Source organism: Lysobacter capsici (assembly GCF_014779555.2).
Lineage (GTDB): Bacteria > Pseudomonadota > Gammaproteobacteria > Xanthomonadales > Xanthomonadaceae > Lysobacter > Lysobacter capsici.
The window spans coordinates 6,065,205-6,079,982 of sequence record NZ_CP094357.1 but is presented as its reverse complement, the minus strand read 5'-3'; the positions used below and the strand labels follow the sequence as shown (position 1 = coordinate 6,079,982).

Sequence of the window (14,778 nt, the reverse complement as noted above, 5' to 3'; positions counted from 1 at the left end):
CGATGGGCGTGCCTGGGCACTTCGCGTGTCGCGCCCAACACCACGAAAACCGAACGATCAAGGACGACTCCATGAAAAGCAAGAAGCCTTCCCAGGTACGCGTCGCTGTCGCGTTGTTTTACGTCGCATTGGTGCTCACGCTGGCGGCGCCCTTCATCAGCTCCGACTTCGGACCGCGTCCGGCGGGCTTCGTGATCGCGGTGCGTGTGGTGGCGGCCCTGTTCACGGTGTTCCTGATCGAATTCATCTCCATCGGCAAGAACTGGGCTCGCATCACCTATCTGGTTCTCACGGTTCTTGCGTTGCCGGCGCCGTTCATGGCCGCGCGGCAGGGCATTTCGATTTCCAATGTCGAGGTGGCCTCCATCGCGGTTCAACTGCTCGCGCATGGCGTTGGCCTTTACTTGCTGTTTACCGCTCCTGGAAAGTCCTGGTTCGCGCCATCGGCGCGGTGAGCGCGAACGCCTGGGGCGTTTGAGAGCGTTCGCCACACGACGGCGGGGTGTTGATGTTTGCGCGCGATCGGACCGGTCGTGCACGAAACAAGGGGCGATCCGCCGCGCGAGCGTTGGCGAATGGACCCGAGGCCTGACGCATGAATCGCAACGCGCGTCACACGCATCGTCGAATACGGCCGCGCGAGTCTGAACCAGACAGGTTCAACATTTTCCGCATGCGAGATGCCACACGACCTTAACTTGAGTGCGAGCAGGATCGGGCGAAGCCGATTGTCGGCATGTACGCCCATTCAGGAGTCGCATTCATGGCCGCCAGGAAGAAATCCAGCCCCGCATCACCCGCCAAACCCGCTCGCGCCAGTCAGGACAACGCCAGCCAGAGCTCCGCCAACAAGGCCGATCGCGATCAACGCGGCAACGGCGATGAGCTGCACCAGCAGGCCTCGGGCAAGCATCCGCCGCTGACCACCAATCAGGGTCTGCCGCTGTCGGACAACCAGAATTCGTTGCGCGCCAGCGAGCGCGGACCGACCCTGCTGGAAGATTTCATCCTGCGCGAGAAGATCACCCACTTCGATCACGAGCGCATCCCCGAGCGCATCGTGCATGCGCGCGGCTCGGCGGCGCACGGCTATTTCGAACTGACCAAGTCGCTGAAGAAGTACACCACCGCGCGGATCCTGACCGAAGTCGGCGAGCGCACGCCGCTGTTCTGCCGCTTCTCCACCGTCGCCGGCGGCGCCGGCTCGATCGACACGCCGCGCGACGTGCGCGGGTTCGCGGTGAAGTTCTACACCCAGCAAGGCAACTGGGACCTGGTGGGCAACAACATCCCGGTGTTCTTCATCCAGGACGCGATGAAATTCCCCGACGTGGTGCACTCGGTCAAGATGGAACCCGATCGCGGCTTCCCGCAGGCCGCCAGCGCGCACGACACGTTCTGGGATTTCATCTCGCTCACGCCCGAAGCGATGCACATGATCATGTGGGCGATGTCGGATCGCACGATTCCGCGCTCGCTGCGCATGATCGAAGGCTTCGGCGTCCACAGCTTCCGCCTGCTCGACGCGCGCGGCGACTCGACCTTCGTCAAGTTCCACTGGCGGCCCAAGTTGGGCCTGCAATCCACGCTGTGGGACGAGGCGGTCAAGCTGGCCGGCGCGGATCCGGATTTCCACCGCCGCGATCTGTTCGAAGCGATCCAGAACGGCGACTTCCCCGAATGGGAACTCGCGGTGCAGCTGTTCACTCAGGAACAGGCCGATGCCTTGCCGTTCGATCATCTCGACCCGACCAAGCTGATCCCGGAGGAAACCATTCCGCTGACCGTGATCGGGCGCATGGTGCTGGATCGCTGGCCCGACAACTTCTTCGCCGAGACCGAGCAGGTCGCGTTTTGTCCTTCGCATATCCTGCCGGGCATGGATTTTTCCAACGACCCGCTGCTGCAGGGACGCTTGTTCTCGTATCTGGACACGCAACTGTCGCGGCTGGGCTCGCCGAACTTCCATCAGCTGCCGATCAACGCGCCCAAGTGCCCGTTCACCAATCAGCAACGCGACGGCCACATGCAGATGCAGGTGCCGAAGGGGCGGGTCAACTACGAACCCAGTTCGCTCGACCCGACCTCGCCGCGCGAAACCCCGGCCGGTTTCCGCAGTGCGGCGGTGGCCGGCGACGACGGCGTCAAGAGCCGCATCCGCGCGGAAAGCTTCGCCGATCATTACAGCCAGGCGCGGCTTTTCTACCGCAGCCAGACCGTGCCCGAACAGGCGCACATGGCGTCGGCGCTGGTGTTCGAACTGTCCAAGGTCGGGACCGCGCATGTGCGCGAAGCGATCGTCGGCCATCTGCGCCACATCGATGCCGATCTCGCGAAACGGGTCGCAGATGGCCTGGGACTCGAGCGCCTGCCGCCAGCGCCGCCCGCGGCGGTGGAGCCGGTGGACATGCCGCCTTCGCCGATGCTGCAGCTAATCGGCAAGATGAAGGACACCCTGGCCGGGCGTTGCGTCGGCATCCTGATCGACGAAGGCTCCGACGCGGCCACGCTCAAGGCCTTGCGCAAGGCGGTGGAGGCGGCCGGCGCGCGGGTCAAGATCGTCGCGCCGAAACTCGGCGGCGCCAAGCTCAGCGACGGCAAGCAACAACCCGCCGACGGACAACTCGCCGGCACGCCGTCTCTGGTGTTCGACGCGGTCGCGCTGGTGCTGTCGCCAGCCGCGGGCAAACGCCTGGCGAGCGAAGCGGCGGCGATCGATTTCGTCCGCGACGCATTCGGCCATCTCAAAGCGATCGCCCTCGACGACGGCGCACGCCAGGTATTGGCCGCGGCCGGCATCAAGCCCGACGACGGCGTAGTCGCCGCCGACAAGCCCGCCACCTTCGTCAAGCTGGCCAAGACCCGGCAATGGGAACGCGAGCCCACGTTGCGTACGTTGGCGTAATAGATTCGCCGTAAATACCGGCCTTTCAGCATCGAACTCAACGTTCCTCAAGCGCTGCGAAGCATGTAACTCGCGAGAACAAAAGCACACCCGAAGGGCGGCGCACAGGGATGTGCGCCGCGCGCCACCGGGACAGGATGTCCCGTGTGGCGCGTGCCCGCGTCAGCACCGAACTTGAGGGCACTTGATTCACAACAAAGCATTTTTCTTTGGTTACCTTTCTTTTGTTGCTTTAGACAAAAGAAAGTAACCCGCCCGCTTGCGGGCGGAAGCTGTTGCCTTTGCCTCAAAGCTCCGAAGCTTTGAAGCCTTTGAAGCCTTTGAAGGTTCCAGCCGGATTCCATCCGTTCAAAAGCAAACCCAAAAATAAGGCCCCCATCACACGACAGGACCCACCTCGATCATGCGTTAATGTGCGCACTACCCCGTAGCGCGCGAGGAGACGCCGCCCCATGACCGACCGCGACCGCCGCCAATCCGCGCAAGTCGTCAGCCCGGCAGGCCTGCGCGAGGGCCTGAAGCCAGCCCAGCTCGACGCGCTGGCCACGCTGGAACAATTCGGCTGGACCTTGCGCTTCGTACGACGGCCGATGTTCCTCGACCCGATCCCGGTCGTATTCCATGCCAACGGCCAGCGCTTCGTAGTGCTCGAAGTCGATGGCAGCCTCAATGAAAACCCGGACTTCAAGATCCGCGACTAACGTCGGTAACCGTGCCGGCGCACTGCGCCAGCCGATACGCCACATAGCGGTCGTACAAGCTCGTGTGCAGATTGTGTAGGGCCAGTTCGACCCGGAACGGCGTGCGCGGATTGCGGTCGAGCAAGCGGGCGATATGGAAACCGACCGGCTTGATCCCGAGCTTGTGAACATAGATCGAAAAGCCGCGATAGAACGGATCGGCGAGCAGGCGGTCGATCTTCGCGACGGTGACGCGCGCATCGTCCGACAACGCGGCGCGCAGGGCGGTATCGCGCTCGTACAGCAGGCGCTCGAACAAGCGTTTCGACTTGTCCAGTTTCAACGATCGCGCCAGCGACCAGATTTCGCGGTTGCGGTCGTTGTAGTACTCGAAGCCGCCATGACGGCGCAGTGCCGCAGCCGCCTGCGCACTGACGTCGTAGACGACGAAGTTCTCGGCCTGGTTGTTCAGATCGTCCAGGCTGGCGCGGTCGAACACGTGGAAGACGAAGCCCGGCAAGCCCATGAACGCCTGTCGCCCGCTCGCCGCGGCGGCGCTGGCGCGACCGTCGTGGGTGAAGTCGCCGGCGGAGCTGCCCAGCAGAATGCTGCGTGTGCGGTGCAGGCGATTGAAGGTGCCGATGACGATTTCGTCGGCGTCGAACTGGCTGTCGAAGCCGTCGCGGCCATAGAGTTCAGCCTGGGTGGCGTATTGCGCGACCTGCCGGCCGACGCCGCATTCGGCGCGGACCCGGCCGCCGTAGAAGGCGTCGATCGCGCGCGAATTGCCGCCGCGAGGCTTGTAGCCGCGGCCGAACAAGGCGATCGGCGTCCAGCCGTCGTGCGCCGATCCGCTCGCGCCGAAGCCGATCCAGCCGATCTGCACGGCGGTGAAAGCGAAGCCGCGGTTGTCGACCAGCCGATCGACCGCGCGCCGCGTCGCCGCGCCCAGCGCGAAGCCGTAGGCGCAGTGAGTGGCCGGATGCCGCAACAAACCGTCGAACACGCGTTCGCGTTCGCTCGCCGCGAGGCCGGCGGGCATCGCGACGGTCAGATCGCCGGCGGCCTTCGCTTCGGCCAGATCGCGCCGGTCGCAGGGATGCCCGGGATGGATCTCGACCGCGTTGCTCTCGGAAGAAACGAAGCGCCAGCCGAATTCCCGCAGCACGCGTTGCTTGCACGCCTGCGTGCCGGCCGCCGCGGCGACCGAACCGGCGAACGACATCGCGAGCGCCGCGATCGCGACGGCGCGGATGGGAGCGTGCAGCAGGCGAATGCGCTTCATCTCCGCCGAACCGGGGGGATCGGTACACAAGCAGCCTACGGTGGCACGGTGAAGAGAGCATTAAACGCAGGCACGGCGCGGTTCGCGGCGACAACGAGCCGCTCACGAAGAGTCCGGATGATGCGTTGGCGCGCCTTGGCGATGCAGGCCGACCGCGCCGCGCTCAGACCATCGTCATGATGGCGGATCGTCGCGCAACCGGGCCATGCGCTGCCGCCAGACCTGCGCGGTCTGCGGTTTCACGAACAAGGCCACCACGTCGGGATGCTCGCGGCGCACCGCGGCCTCGATGCGATTGACGCAGGCTTCGACCTGCGGGATCAGCAAATCGTCTTCGAATTCAGCGCTCAAGGTGGCGAGCACCGAATTAGGACCGAGCTGCATGGTCAACACGCCGTTCGCCGAACGGATGCCCTCGTCGCTGTCGGCGATGCGCAGGATCGAGTCGCGCACATGCGGATGCGCGGCCTCGCCGAGCAGCAGGCCCTTGGTTTCCCGCGCGAGCAGGAACGAGGCGACCGCGAGTACCACGCCGATCCCGATCGAGGCGTAGCCGTCGTAGATCGGATTGCCGGTGGCATGCGACAGGGCGACGCCCGCGAACGCGATCGACAGGCCGCACAGCGCCGCGGTGTCTTCGAACAACACGGTGAAGGTGCTGGCATCCTTGCTGGCGCGAAAGGTCTCGAACCAGCCGCGGCTGCCCTTGGTCGCGCGGAAAGCCTTCATCGCCACCCACCAGGAAATGCCTTCGAACACCATGGAAATCCCGAGCACCGCATAGTTGATGAGCGGGCGTTCCATCGGCGTTGGATGCTGCAGGTGGGTGATGCCTTCGTAGAAGGAAATGCCCGCGCCCAGCGCGAACACCAGCAAGGCGACGATGAAACTCCAGAAATACACTTCGCGGCCGTAACCGAACGGCTGGGTCGCGTCGGGTGGCCGCTGCGCGCGCTTCATGCCGTACAGCAGCAGGAGTTCGTTGCAGGTATCGACCAGCGAGTGGATGCCTTCGCTCAGCATCGCCGAGCTGCCGGTGATCGCGGCCGCGATCAGCTTGGTGACCGCGATGGCGGTGTTGCCGAACAATGCGGCGAGCACGACCTTCTTGCTGGAGGCGGTGGCCATCGGGCGGCTCCTGTGCGGGATCGGCGTTCGACTCACTTGTCTGTGATCGAAGATCGCGGGACGGGCCGCCGCGCGATCACGCTGGCGGCCCATGCGGTGACGGCCGCCAGTGTCGCGCCATCGGCCTGCTTTGACCACCGGTACACAGGCGGCCCGAGCAATCCGAACCGATCAGGGCGCTTCGACCTCGTAGCCTTTCGCCTGCAGCTTGGCGACCACGCCGTCGGGCTTGAGCAACTGCGTGATCGGCAGCACGGCGAACACCACGCGATGGTCGCGCACCGCCTCGTCCACGCTGCGATACCAGCGTTCGGCGATCTTCTCCTGGATATTGGCGATGCCCATCCGCTGGCTGAAACCCGATTCGGTCAGCGCGCTGAGGCAGGCCAGGTTCTGATCGTCGTAAGGCAACGCGCGCAGCGTGTCGATATCGCCCGTGGCCCAGGCGTTGGCGCGGGTCCGCATCACCGCGAGATCGGTCTCCAGCCGCTCCAGGGTCTTGCGCAGGCAGGCGACGTCGTCCAGCGAGGAGGCATTGAAGGCCTTGAGCGTGGCCTTGGGATCGTCGACCTTGATCGTGAAGGTGGTGGGCTGCTTGGCGATGCCGGCGCTCTTGACCGCGTTTTCCAGCACCGGCCCGATGATGCCGCCGGTTTCGACCAGGCCGTTCTTCTTCAGCGCGGCCTGGTACAGCTCGCTGGCGGCGAAGACCGGGCGCCAGCGCTCGATCGCGCGGTCGCCGCCGATGTATTTCGCTTTCAGCACGCTCCAGCGCGCATACAGCTCCGGCGGCAGTCGCTGCTCGAGGGTGGCGCCGTCGGGATTCTTGCGCAGCTTGAATAGCGACGGGATCAGCGACAGCCGGCCGAACAGGCCGATGTCGGCATTGACCGACAAGCCGGGTGGCTGCAACGCGATACCAGACTGCGCGATGGCCGCATCCACATCGCGCGACACCCAGGTCATATGCTGGGGCAGCGGCGACAAGGTGCCGAGCACCCACAAGGTGCGATCGCCCTTGTGGAACTTCCACAAGCCCGGCCCTGGCTGCGCGCCGGTGACCACGACCGCGTCCATATCGACGATCGGCAGGGGCGCGCCCGCGCCCGCGGTGACCGTGTCAGGTGGACTGGCCGTCGTCGTCGTCGTCGCCGCGTGCGCGCTCGCGGCGACGGCGAGAGCCGCGATCAACACGCCCGCCCGCAGTGTCCTTTGCATTGCCTGCTCTCCCGGAGTGAACCAGCGCGCGGCCGTCGCGCGCTCGCGCTCGAGGCAAGCCGTCGCAAGCAACGGCCGCGCTGCGGTGACGATAACCGCGGCGCGGCCCGGCCGCACGGGGTTACTTCAGGATTTTTCCGGCGTCGATCACATCCACGCCCTGCATCTGCCCGAGCAGGTTGTCGAACCAGGGCTTGTGCGAGGCGCCGACGATCGACAGCACGCGCGCGCCGGGGTAATCGGCGAACGCCGCGCGGATGTTGGCGACCATGCGCAGATTGCGCCCTTCCCAGCCGGCGACATAGCGCTGGCCATAGTGCTGCGGCGAGGCGTCGCGCATGGCCGCGGCGAAGTCGGCGTCGATCGCCAGGCGCTGCGCCTCGGGCTGGTTGATTAATCGGTACAGGGCCAGCATCTGCGAATCGGCCGACAACTGATCTTGCCGTTTACGCGATGCCAGCGCCGCTTCGCCGGCGGTGTCCCAGGCTTTCTGGATCGCCTGGCCGTAACGCTGCGGATCGTCGATGTAAATGTTGTCGCCCGTGTGGTCGTCGACCGCGTACAGCCGTTGCAACCCCAGCCGCACCGCCAGGGACGCAGCGATCTGGAAGCTCTCGTCGTTGCGCGTTTCGAACTTCTGCAGCAGCGCGACCAAGGCCGCGTCCAGGCCGTCGCCGACATGGCGTTCGGACTTGGGCAGGTACAACCACTGCACGAACGCCGAAGCGCTATCGTTGGCGGCCAGGAAGGTCGCCGCCAATCGCCGCCGCTGCGCCGGCGTGGGTTGCGCCGGCCAGTCCTTCAAGGTCTTGCGCACCTCGGCGATGGCCGCGGGCACGTCCAGGCCGGTCGCGGTCCGCGCGGGCGCGGGGTCGCGGCAATACGTGCGCACGTCTTCAAGCGCGTACACGGCCGGATGGCGCGCCATCAGATCGCAGGTTTCGCCGGAGAGCGCCTCGATGGTGATGATCTGCGGCTTGAACGCGGCGAGCCGGTCGAGCACCGGTTCCAGCGACTCGGGCTTGAAGGTCTTAGGCATGCCAGACAGATGTACCGAGCCGAGCACCAGCACCTGCGCGCGCGGCCCGGCCATGCCGGTGTCGAGCTTGGACAGGTCGACCTGCGACTCGGCGATGGCCGGGCCGATCAGGCCCAGGGACAGTCCTGCGATGAGGAGTAGTTTGCGCACGGTCTTGCTCCGATGGGCGATGGGGGTGAGGTTTACGCGCGAGCGGTTGCGGTGGCGAATCAACGCGCAGCCGCGCGCTGCGCCGGTTGATACAGCGCGGCGATCTGCGGAATGAAGCGCTCGGGATTCGCCCCGACCAGGTTGGTCAGCACGATCACCGCGAGCTTCTCGTTTGGATAGACGATAAACGCGGCGCGCGCGCCGCCGATACCCGCGCGTTGCGGATTCGCGGCGGTGCCGAGCACCGGCCAGCCGGCCGACCAGCTTCCATCGCTGCCGTCGTTCAATTTCTCCGGCGTCCACATGCCGCGCAGGCTGGCGTCGTTGATCAACCGGCCGTCCGACAGCGCGACCATCCAGCGCGCGACTTCATCGGCGGTGGTCAGGATGCCGCCGCCCGCCCACAGGCTCGGCGTCATGTCGTAGAACCAGTGCGACAGGCGCTCGGCGCTGCCCGGGTCGTCGGTCTTGCGCGGGAAGTAGCTGTAGATCGTGGCCGCGCCGGGAACGAGGTCGTAGCTGTCGCCGAACCGGGTCGAGGGCATGCCGACGACGGCGAACTGCCGCTGCGCGAGGTAGCGTTCGTACGGCATCTTGCTCTGCTTGGCGATGATTCGGGCGAGCAGGGCGTAGTTGACCTGGTTGTACTCGAAGCGCTCGCCGATCGCCGCCTGCATCGGCAGCTTCTTGACCAATCCCCACGCATTCGACTCGGTGCCGCCGCCGAGCAGGCCCTGCTCATCGAGGATATCCGGCAGCCCGGAGGTATGCGCGAGCAACTGGCGCACGCGCACCGCGCGCCATGCTTCGGGCAAGTCGTCCAGATAGCGCGACACCGGCGCATCGAGGTCCACCAGTCCGGCTTCGGCCAGTTGCATCATCGCCACGCCGGTGAACGACTTGGTCGCCGAGTTGATCGGGAACAGCGTGGTCCGGGTCGCGGGCAGGCGGTTCTCGACGTTGGCCAGGCCGTAGCTTTCCGACAGCACCACCTTGCCGTCCTTGACCACCGCGATCTGCAGGCCCGGGATGCGTCGGTCCTGCATCGTCTTTTGAATCAGCTGCGGGGCCTGCGCGTTGGCCCGCGCATAGGCCTGATCCGGGCTGGCCGCGGCCGCGCCTAGCCACGGCCACGACAACAACACGGCGACGACGATCGTGATGACACGGTGGGTTGCGGGTGACATGCAGCTTCCTCAGGCGGATTCGCCAGCGACAGGAAGGCTTGTGATGATGCCGGCCGCGAAATGGTTTAAAGCGGTCGGGCAGGCCGGCGAGCGATTCGGCTCGACGGCCTGCCTTGGGCGCCGCAATGCCGATCGCCGAGCATCGGCCGCAGCCGGCGAACTGCGTCGCCGCGCACACATCGCGCCGCCATGCGCGCCTACGATCAGGCGGCTATGCACGGCGCCATGCAAGGCGCGAGGTCCGGCGCATCCGCCGGCGACGAAACTTCAGGAGGCTTCGATGAAAGCGCAGGGAATCAGCACCGTGGCATTGGCCGCATTCGTATTCGGCATGTCGATGTTCGTCAGCGCGAACGCCGCGACCGATGTATGCAAGCGTTGCGAACTCAATTACGAGTCCTGCCTGAGCAGCGGCGGCGTCGATCCGGCCTATTGCTTCTCGTCCTACCTCGGCTGCCTGAGCTACGGCGACGGCCAGCGTCCCTGCCCGGCGCCGCGTTGAGCCACTGAGCAGCGACCCACGGACAGCGGGGGAACCCTCAGCGCGACTGGATCGCGATGCGATTGCCTTCGCTGTCGCTGATCTCGGCGACCATGCCGCGCTCGGTGACGGCGGAGGCTAGGAACAGGATCGTGCTGCCCAGCGCGACGGCTTTGTCGAGGGTCGCGCCGACGTCGTCGACGCTGAAGTACACCACCGCGCCGGTCGTCGCCGGCGCGTATTCCGGGCCTTGCGCGAGCGCGCCGCTGGCGCCGTCGCGGCCCGGTTCGAACGGGAAATACGCCATCGTGCTGTCGTGCACCTGCACGGTCCGGCCGAACGCGATGCCGAAGACACTGCTGTAGAAGCCGATGGCGCGATCCAGGTCGAGGACCGGAATTTCTACGTGGGCAATCAGGTTCATGGCGCGCGATCGTGAGGGAACGGCGGGCACTATAGCCGGCGCAAACCGCGACCGCCGCCAGGCGGCGCGACCGATGCGGCGACAGCGGGGCTAGCGCGAATCGCCGACCGAGAACGAGCCGACGAAGCGGTACTGCGAGGCCGGACAGATCAACCGCACATAGCTGGCGACCTGACTGCGCGACCAGGTGCGCCGGGTCAGCACCAGCAGCGGGTCGCCTTCGTGGACGGCCAGCTGCGCGGCCATGCGCTTTTGCGCGACTTCGGCCTCGATGATGTGCTCGGTGCGTTCCAGCGGCGCGACCCGCATCAGGTATTGGTGCGGAATCTCGACGTGGAAATCCAGGTCCAGGTACTCGGGCGCGCAAGCCGGATTGACGAAGCGATCCTCCAGTTGCAGCGGCTTGCCGTTGGCGTTGTGCAGCAGGCGGGTGTGGAACAGCTCGCTGCCCGGCGCCAGCGCGAACTGCGCGGTGACGGTCGCGCGCGCCCGCACCGATTCGCAGGTCAGCACCTGCACGCTGTGGGTCTGGCCGCGCGACACGATCTCGTCGCGGATGCTGCGCACCTCGAACATCGCCGATTCCGCCTTCGGCCCGGCCACGAAGGTGCCCACGCCCTGGACCCGCTCGAGCACGCCGCTGTCGGTCAATTCGCGCAGCGCGCGGTTCACGGTCATGCGCGAGATGCCGAACTTCTTGACCAGGTCGTTCTCGCTGGGAATGCGGCTGGCGGGCTTCCAGTCGCCGTCGGTGACATGCCGAAGAATGTAGTGCTTGAGCTTGAGATAGTGCGGCTTGGGAGCGTCCATGCACCGTAGCATTACAGGTCTATACAACCGCGCCAACGGCCGCGCATGCCGCGCTGCGATGCGTTTGACAGTGCTTGTATAGGCATGTTATTGCTGTGGTATATACAAGCTCATGGTCTCGCTACACGCTCATGCCGTCGCTCCGCGTGCTCCTGCGAATTGCCCTTATTCTGGTGCTCTGCACGGACGGAATCTTCAGCGCGTGGGCGGCGACGCGGATGGCGGTGAACGAGTTGGGGCGCGGAACTCAGAGCAGTGCATCGCATCATTCGGGTACGTCCACCGCCAAGACCGAAGCAACCATCGCCGACACCGCCAGCGGTGTCGATAAGAGCAAGCAGACCGCCGGCACCGATCCCGCTTCGCCGCTGGCCCATCACGACGACTGCGACTGCGACGGCCTGTCCGGCTGCGCCTGCAGCTGCATGCTGACCTTCTTCCCGGGGCGCAACGCGCCCTTGTTCGCCGCCCAGCACCTGCTGGCCTCGGACTATCTCGCCCAACATCTGCTGCCGCCGGTGGGCGAGGAAATCTCGCGACTGTTCCGACCTCCGATCGCCTGACCCTGTTCGGTCGCCTCCGGCGACATTCCGCCGCGCCCTTGGCATTCGCCTGGTTCCCGATCGGGAACCGCGGGCCGGCTTCGAACACGTCATAGCTTTCGGGGAGAGAGAACCCATGTTTTTCAAGCGCGACCCTCTCGCGGCGGCCGTCGGCCTGCTGCTGTGCGTTGGTTTTGTTCCGTCGTCGTTCGCCCAGGACAGCGGCGCGCAACCGGCGGCCGGGCAGGCCGGCGAGCAGACCACCGGCCAGGCCACCACGCTCGATGCGGTCCAGGTCACCGGCAGCCACATCAAGCGGCTGCAATTGTCCGGCGTCGGCCCGGTCACCGTGCTCGACGCCGAAGCGATCCAGCGCTCCGGCGCGACCTCGGTCGACACCTTGCTGCAACGCCTGCCGGCCTCGGCCGGTTTCGCCGGCAGCCAATCCAACGCGTACTGGGCCGAGAACGGCTACGGCACCAGCCAGGTCAATCTGCGCGGCCTGGGCATCAACCGCACCCTGGTGCTGTTGAACGGCCGCCGCGTCGTCAACGGCGGCACCGGCGCCAACAGCTCGGTGGATCTCAACATGATCCCGGTGGCGTTGATCGAACGCATCGAAGTGCTCAAGGACGGCGCCTCGGCGATCTACGGCGCCGACGCCGTCGCCGGCGTGGTCAACATCATCACCAAGAAAAAATACGACGGCGCCGAGGTGGCGGTGCGTTACGGCCAGACCTTCGAGAACGACGGCGACGATGCCGCGTTCGACCTGGTCTGGGGCACCCACAGCGATCGCGGTTCGCTGATGGCGGGCCTGAGTTATTCCGAAGGCGGCACGGTCAACATGGCTTCGCGCGCGCCGTGCGGCCTGGGCGAAGTCGACGGCCGTCTGCAGTGCGTCGGCAGTTCGACCACGATCGGCGGCCGCGCCTTGCTCGCCGACGGCCGGCGGATCAATTTCAACCAGGTGCCGGGCGGCGACGGCAATTTCTACGAACCGTACTCGGCCGCCAAGCACAACTACAACGGCAACCCGACCCTCAACGCGGTCAATCCGATCAAGCGCATCAGCGCCAGCATGCTGGGCGACATGCAGTTGAGCGACGACCTGAGTCTGTTCACCGAGCTGATGTACACCAACCGGCAGTCGGACCAGCTGGCGGCGCCGGGCGGATTGGGCGTCTATCGTCCGATCAACATCGCGGCCAATCACCCGACCAACCCGACCGGGCAGAACCTGCTGCTGCAACGCAGACGCCTGCAGGAAGCCGGGCCGCGCGAGTTCTTCCAGGAAACCAACACCTTCCGCGCGGTGGTCGGGCTGGAAGGACGCCTCGGCATGAACTGGGACTGGTCGGCCGCGATCAACTGGGGCCGTAACACCGGCACCGACGGATCGACCAAGGTCGCCAATCTCGACCGCGTCGACAACACGCTCAACCCGGCGATCTGCAGCAACGCGCCGGGCGCGGCGATTCCCTGCGGCGATTACCTCGGTTACGGCGATATCTCGCAGAAGGTGCTGGACTACATCCTGTTCACCACCCGCGATCACGGCGGCAACGAACAGAAGAGCTTCACCGCGAACCTGAGCGGCCAGCTGTTCGAACTGCCGGCCGGCTGGGTCGGGTTCGCCTCGGGCATCGAGGTGCGCAAGGAGCGCGGCTGGCGCGATCCGGACCCGCTGACCGTGCTCGGCATCGCCAACACCAACCAACAAGATCCGATCGCCGGCGAATATCTGGCCAAGGAAGCCTTCGCCGAATTCGCCGTGCCGCTGCTGCAGGGCCGCGCGCTGGCCGAATCGCTGACCTTGAACCTGGCCGTGCGCTATTCGGACTACGACCTGTTCGGCGAGGACATCAACTACAAGGTCGGGCTGGACTGGCAGGTGGTGCCGTCGTTGAAGTTGCGCGCCAACTACGCGACCGCGTTCCGCATCCCCAACATCCCTGAGCTGTTCGGCGGCATCGCCGAAGGCAACCTGACCACCACCGATCCGTGCAGCGGCTGGGCCAGCCAGCCGGCCGGCTCGCAGGTGCGGCAGAACTGCCAGGCCTATGGCGTGCCGGCCGGTTACGTGCAACCGGGCAACACCATTTTGACCACCTCGGGCGGCAACAGGAACCTGGAACCGGAGGACGCGCGTTCGCTGACCCTCGGCGCGGTGTGGACGCCGGGCTTCGCGCCGGGCCTGACCTTGACCGCGGACTACTTCAACATCCGCATCGACAACGCCATCCAGCGCATCGACGGATCGACCAAGCTGGCGATCTGCTACAACACGCCCGGGCTGGCGCATCCGTTCTGCGGCAACGAGAACTTCACCCGCAACCCGATCACTGGCGAGGTCGATTTCCTGTCCTCGCAGCCGGTCAACGCCGCCGACGAACGCGTGTCGGGCATCGACCTGGGCGGCCTGTACGAGTTCGAGCTGGCCGGGTTCGATTCCAGTATCAGCCTGGACGTGTCGTACCTGGACAAGTACGACGTGCGCCCGTTCCCCGGCGCGCAGGTCATCCACTACGCGGGCAAGATCACCGGCGGGCGCGGCAGCTACACCCACTGGCGCGCGTTCACCTCGTTGACCATGAGCCGCGACGAATGGTCGGGGACCTACAGCCTGCAGTACATCGGCAAGGCCGACGACATCAATGCCGCGCGCGGCGATATCGGCGATCACTCGCCGAGCGTGAGTTATCACAACGTGCAGCTGAAGTACTCGCCGGTGAAATCGTTCGAGGTGTCGTTCGGCATCGACAACCTGTTCGACAAGAAGCCGCCTTTCATCCAGAGCTACACCGACGCCAACACCGACACCATGACCTACGATCTGCTGGGTCGGCGTTGGTATGCGCGGTTCGGCTACCGCTGGTAGTCGACGGTGCCCGTTCCATCGGCGCGAGCCGGTGGGGCGGGCAGGGTA

Annotated in this window: 13 protein-coding genes; 6 read left to right on the top strand and 7 right to left on the bottom strand. The window is 65.9% G+C overall.

The annotated features are described in order from the left end of the window. Positions 1-71 precede the first annotated feature (71 nt). The 3 genes from IEQ11_RS25180 (at position 72) to IEQ11_RS25170 (ending at position 3,606) form a co-directional block, all read left to right on the top strand. On the top strand, positions 72-455 hold the full coding sequence (locus IEQ11_RS25180) for a hypothetical protein (RefSeq protein ID WP_191822458.1): 384 nt from the start codon (positions 72-74) through the stop codon (positions 453-455). A gap of 308 nt (positions 456-763) precedes the next feature. Continuing rightward, the gene (locus IEQ11_RS25175; RefSeq protein WP_191822459.1) at positions 764-2,905 is read left to right on the top strand and encodes a catalase; all 2,142 of its coding nucleotides are present in this window, start codon (positions 764-766) and stop codon (positions 2,903-2,905) included. A 452-nt stretch (positions 2,906-3,357) separates the two neighbouring features. After that, the gene (locus IEQ11_RS25170; RefSeq protein WP_046658473.1) at positions 3,358-3,606 is read left to right on the top strand and encodes a hypothetical protein; all 249 of its coding nucleotides are present in this window, start codon (positions 3,358-3,360) and stop codon (positions 3,604-3,606) included. Here IEQ11_RS25170 and IEQ11_RS25165 read toward each other — a convergent pair. From IEQ11_RS25165 to IEQ11_RS25145, 5 genes are all read right to left on the bottom strand, one after another. After that, the gene (locus IEQ11_RS25165) at positions 3,590-4,870 is read right to left on the bottom strand and encodes a hypothetical protein (protein ID WP_191822460.1); all 1,281 of its coding nucleotides are present in this window, start codon (positions 4,868-4,870) and stop codon (positions 3,590-3,592) included. The two genes, IEQ11_RS25170 and IEQ11_RS25165, sit on opposite strands and share 17 nt — an antisense overlap. A gap of 174 nt (positions 4,871-5,044) precedes the next feature. Then, complete coding sequence (locus IEQ11_RS25160; protein ID WP_228464763.1) at positions 5,045-5,998, bottom strand: cation diffusion facilitator family transporter; 954 nt, start codon at positions 5,996-5,998, stop codon at positions 5,045-5,047. A 171-nt stretch (positions 5,999-6,169) separates the two neighbouring features. Next, positions 6,170-7,216, bottom strand: coding sequence for a TraB/GumN family protein (locus IEQ11_RS25155; RefSeq protein ID WP_191822462.1), 1,047 nt, complete (start codon positions 7,214-7,216; stop codon positions 6,170-6,172). 121 nt (positions 7,217-7,337) lie between these two features. Further along, the gene (locus tag IEQ11_RS25150) at positions 7,338-8,405 is read right to left on the bottom strand and encodes a DUF5694 domain-containing protein (protein ID WP_247024674.1); all 1,068 of its coding nucleotides are present in this window, start codon (positions 8,403-8,405) and stop codon (positions 7,338-7,340) included. A gap of 59 nt (positions 8,406-8,464) precedes the next feature. Continuing rightward, positions 8,465-9,550 carry a serine hydrolase domain-containing protein gene (locus IEQ11_RS25145; protein WP_425494696.1) on the bottom strand — a complete coding sequence of 362 codons (1,086 nt, stop codon included), beginning with the start codon at positions 9,548-9,550 and terminating at the stop codon, positions 8,465-8,467. A 322-nt stretch (positions 9,551-9,872) separates the two neighbouring features. Between IEQ11_RS25145 and IEQ11_RS25140 the strand changes: the two genes are divergently transcribed. Then, positions 9,873-10,094 carry a hypothetical protein gene (locus IEQ11_RS25140; protein ID WP_046658471.1) on the top strand — a complete coding sequence of 74 codons (222 nt, stop codon included), beginning with the start codon at positions 9,873-9,875 and terminating at the stop codon, positions 10,092-10,094. A 37-nt stretch (positions 10,095-10,131) separates the two neighbouring features. Here the strand turns inward: IEQ11_RS25140 and IEQ11_RS25135 are convergent, their stop codons facing one another. Then, the gene (locus IEQ11_RS25135) at positions 10,132-10,497 is read right to left on the bottom strand and encodes a VOC family protein (RefSeq protein WP_036115630.1); all 366 of its coding nucleotides are present in this window, start codon (positions 10,495-10,497) and stop codon (positions 10,132-10,134) included. Positions 10,498-10,587: 90 nt separating this feature from the next. Further along, entirely contained in the window at positions 10,588-11,307 is a 720-nt protein-coding gene (gene hutC / locus IEQ11_RS25130; RefSeq protein WP_051547945.1) for a histidine utilization transcriptional repressor HutC, read from the bottom strand. 131 nt (positions 11,308-11,438) lie between these two features. On the opposite strand from hutC, the gene IEQ11_RS25125 reads away from it, so the two are divergent. Both IEQ11_RS25125 and IEQ11_RS25120 read left to right on the top strand, forming a co-directional pair. Further along, a complete protein-coding gene (locus tag IEQ11_RS25125) occupies positions 11,439-11,870 on the top strand; it encodes a CopL family metal-binding regulatory protein (RefSeq protein ID WP_191822464.1) in 432 nt (143 codons plus the stop codon). A 115-nt stretch (positions 11,871-11,985) separates the two neighbouring features. Next, entirely contained in the window at positions 11,986-14,730 is a 2,745-nt protein-coding gene (locus IEQ11_RS25120; RefSeq protein ID WP_191822465.1) for a TonB-dependent receptor, read from the top strand. Positions 14,731-14,778 lie beyond the last annotated feature (48 nt).

What these genes read in the sequence shown, in the direction of transcription:
- IEQ11_RS25180 (WP_191822458.1), top strand. Translation starts at nt 72, where the DNA reads ATGAAAAGCAAGAAGCCTTCCCAGGTACGCGTCGCTGTCGCGTTGTTT.
- IEQ11_RS25175 (WP_191822459.1), top strand. Translation starts at nt 764, where the DNA reads ATGGCCGCCAGGAAGAAATCCAGCCCCGCATCACCCGCCAAACCCGCT.
- IEQ11_RS25170 (WP_046658473.1), top strand. Translation starts at nt 3,358, where the DNA reads ATGACCGACCGCGACCGCCGCCAATCCGCGCAAGTCGTCAGCCCGGCA.
- IEQ11_RS25165 (WP_191822460.1), bottom strand. Translation starts at nt 4,870, where the DNA reads ATGAAGCGCATTCGCCTGCTGCACGCTCCCATCCGCGCCGTCGCGATC.
- IEQ11_RS25160 (WP_228464763.1), bottom strand. Translation starts at nt 5,998, where the DNA reads ATGGCCACCGCCTCCAGCAAGAAGGTCGTGCTCGCCGCATTGTTCGGC.
- IEQ11_RS25155 (WP_191822462.1), bottom strand. Translation starts at nt 7,216, where the DNA reads ATGCAAAGGACACTGCGGGCGGGCGTGTTGATCGCGGCTCTCGCCGTC.
- IEQ11_RS25140 (WP_046658471.1), top strand. Translation starts at nt 9,873, where the DNA reads ATGAAAGCGCAGGGAATCAGCACCGTGGCATTGGCCGCATTCGTATTC.
- IEQ11_RS25135 (WP_036115630.1), bottom strand. Translation starts at nt 10,497, where the DNA reads ATGAACCTGATTGCCCACGTAGAAATTCCGGTCCTCGACCTGGATCGC.
- hutC (WP_051547945.1), bottom strand. Translation starts at nt 11,307, where the DNA reads ATGGACGCTCCCAAGCCGCACTATCTCAAGCTCAAGCACTACATTCTT.
- IEQ11_RS25125 (WP_191822464.1), top strand. Translation starts at nt 11,439, where the DNA reads ATGCCGTCGCTCCGCGTGCTCCTGCGAATTGCCCTTATTCTGGTGCTC.
- IEQ11_RS25120 (WP_191822465.1), top strand. Translation starts at nt 11,986, where the DNA reads ATGTTTTTCAAGCGCGACCCTCTCGCGGCGGCCGTCGGCCTGCTGCTG.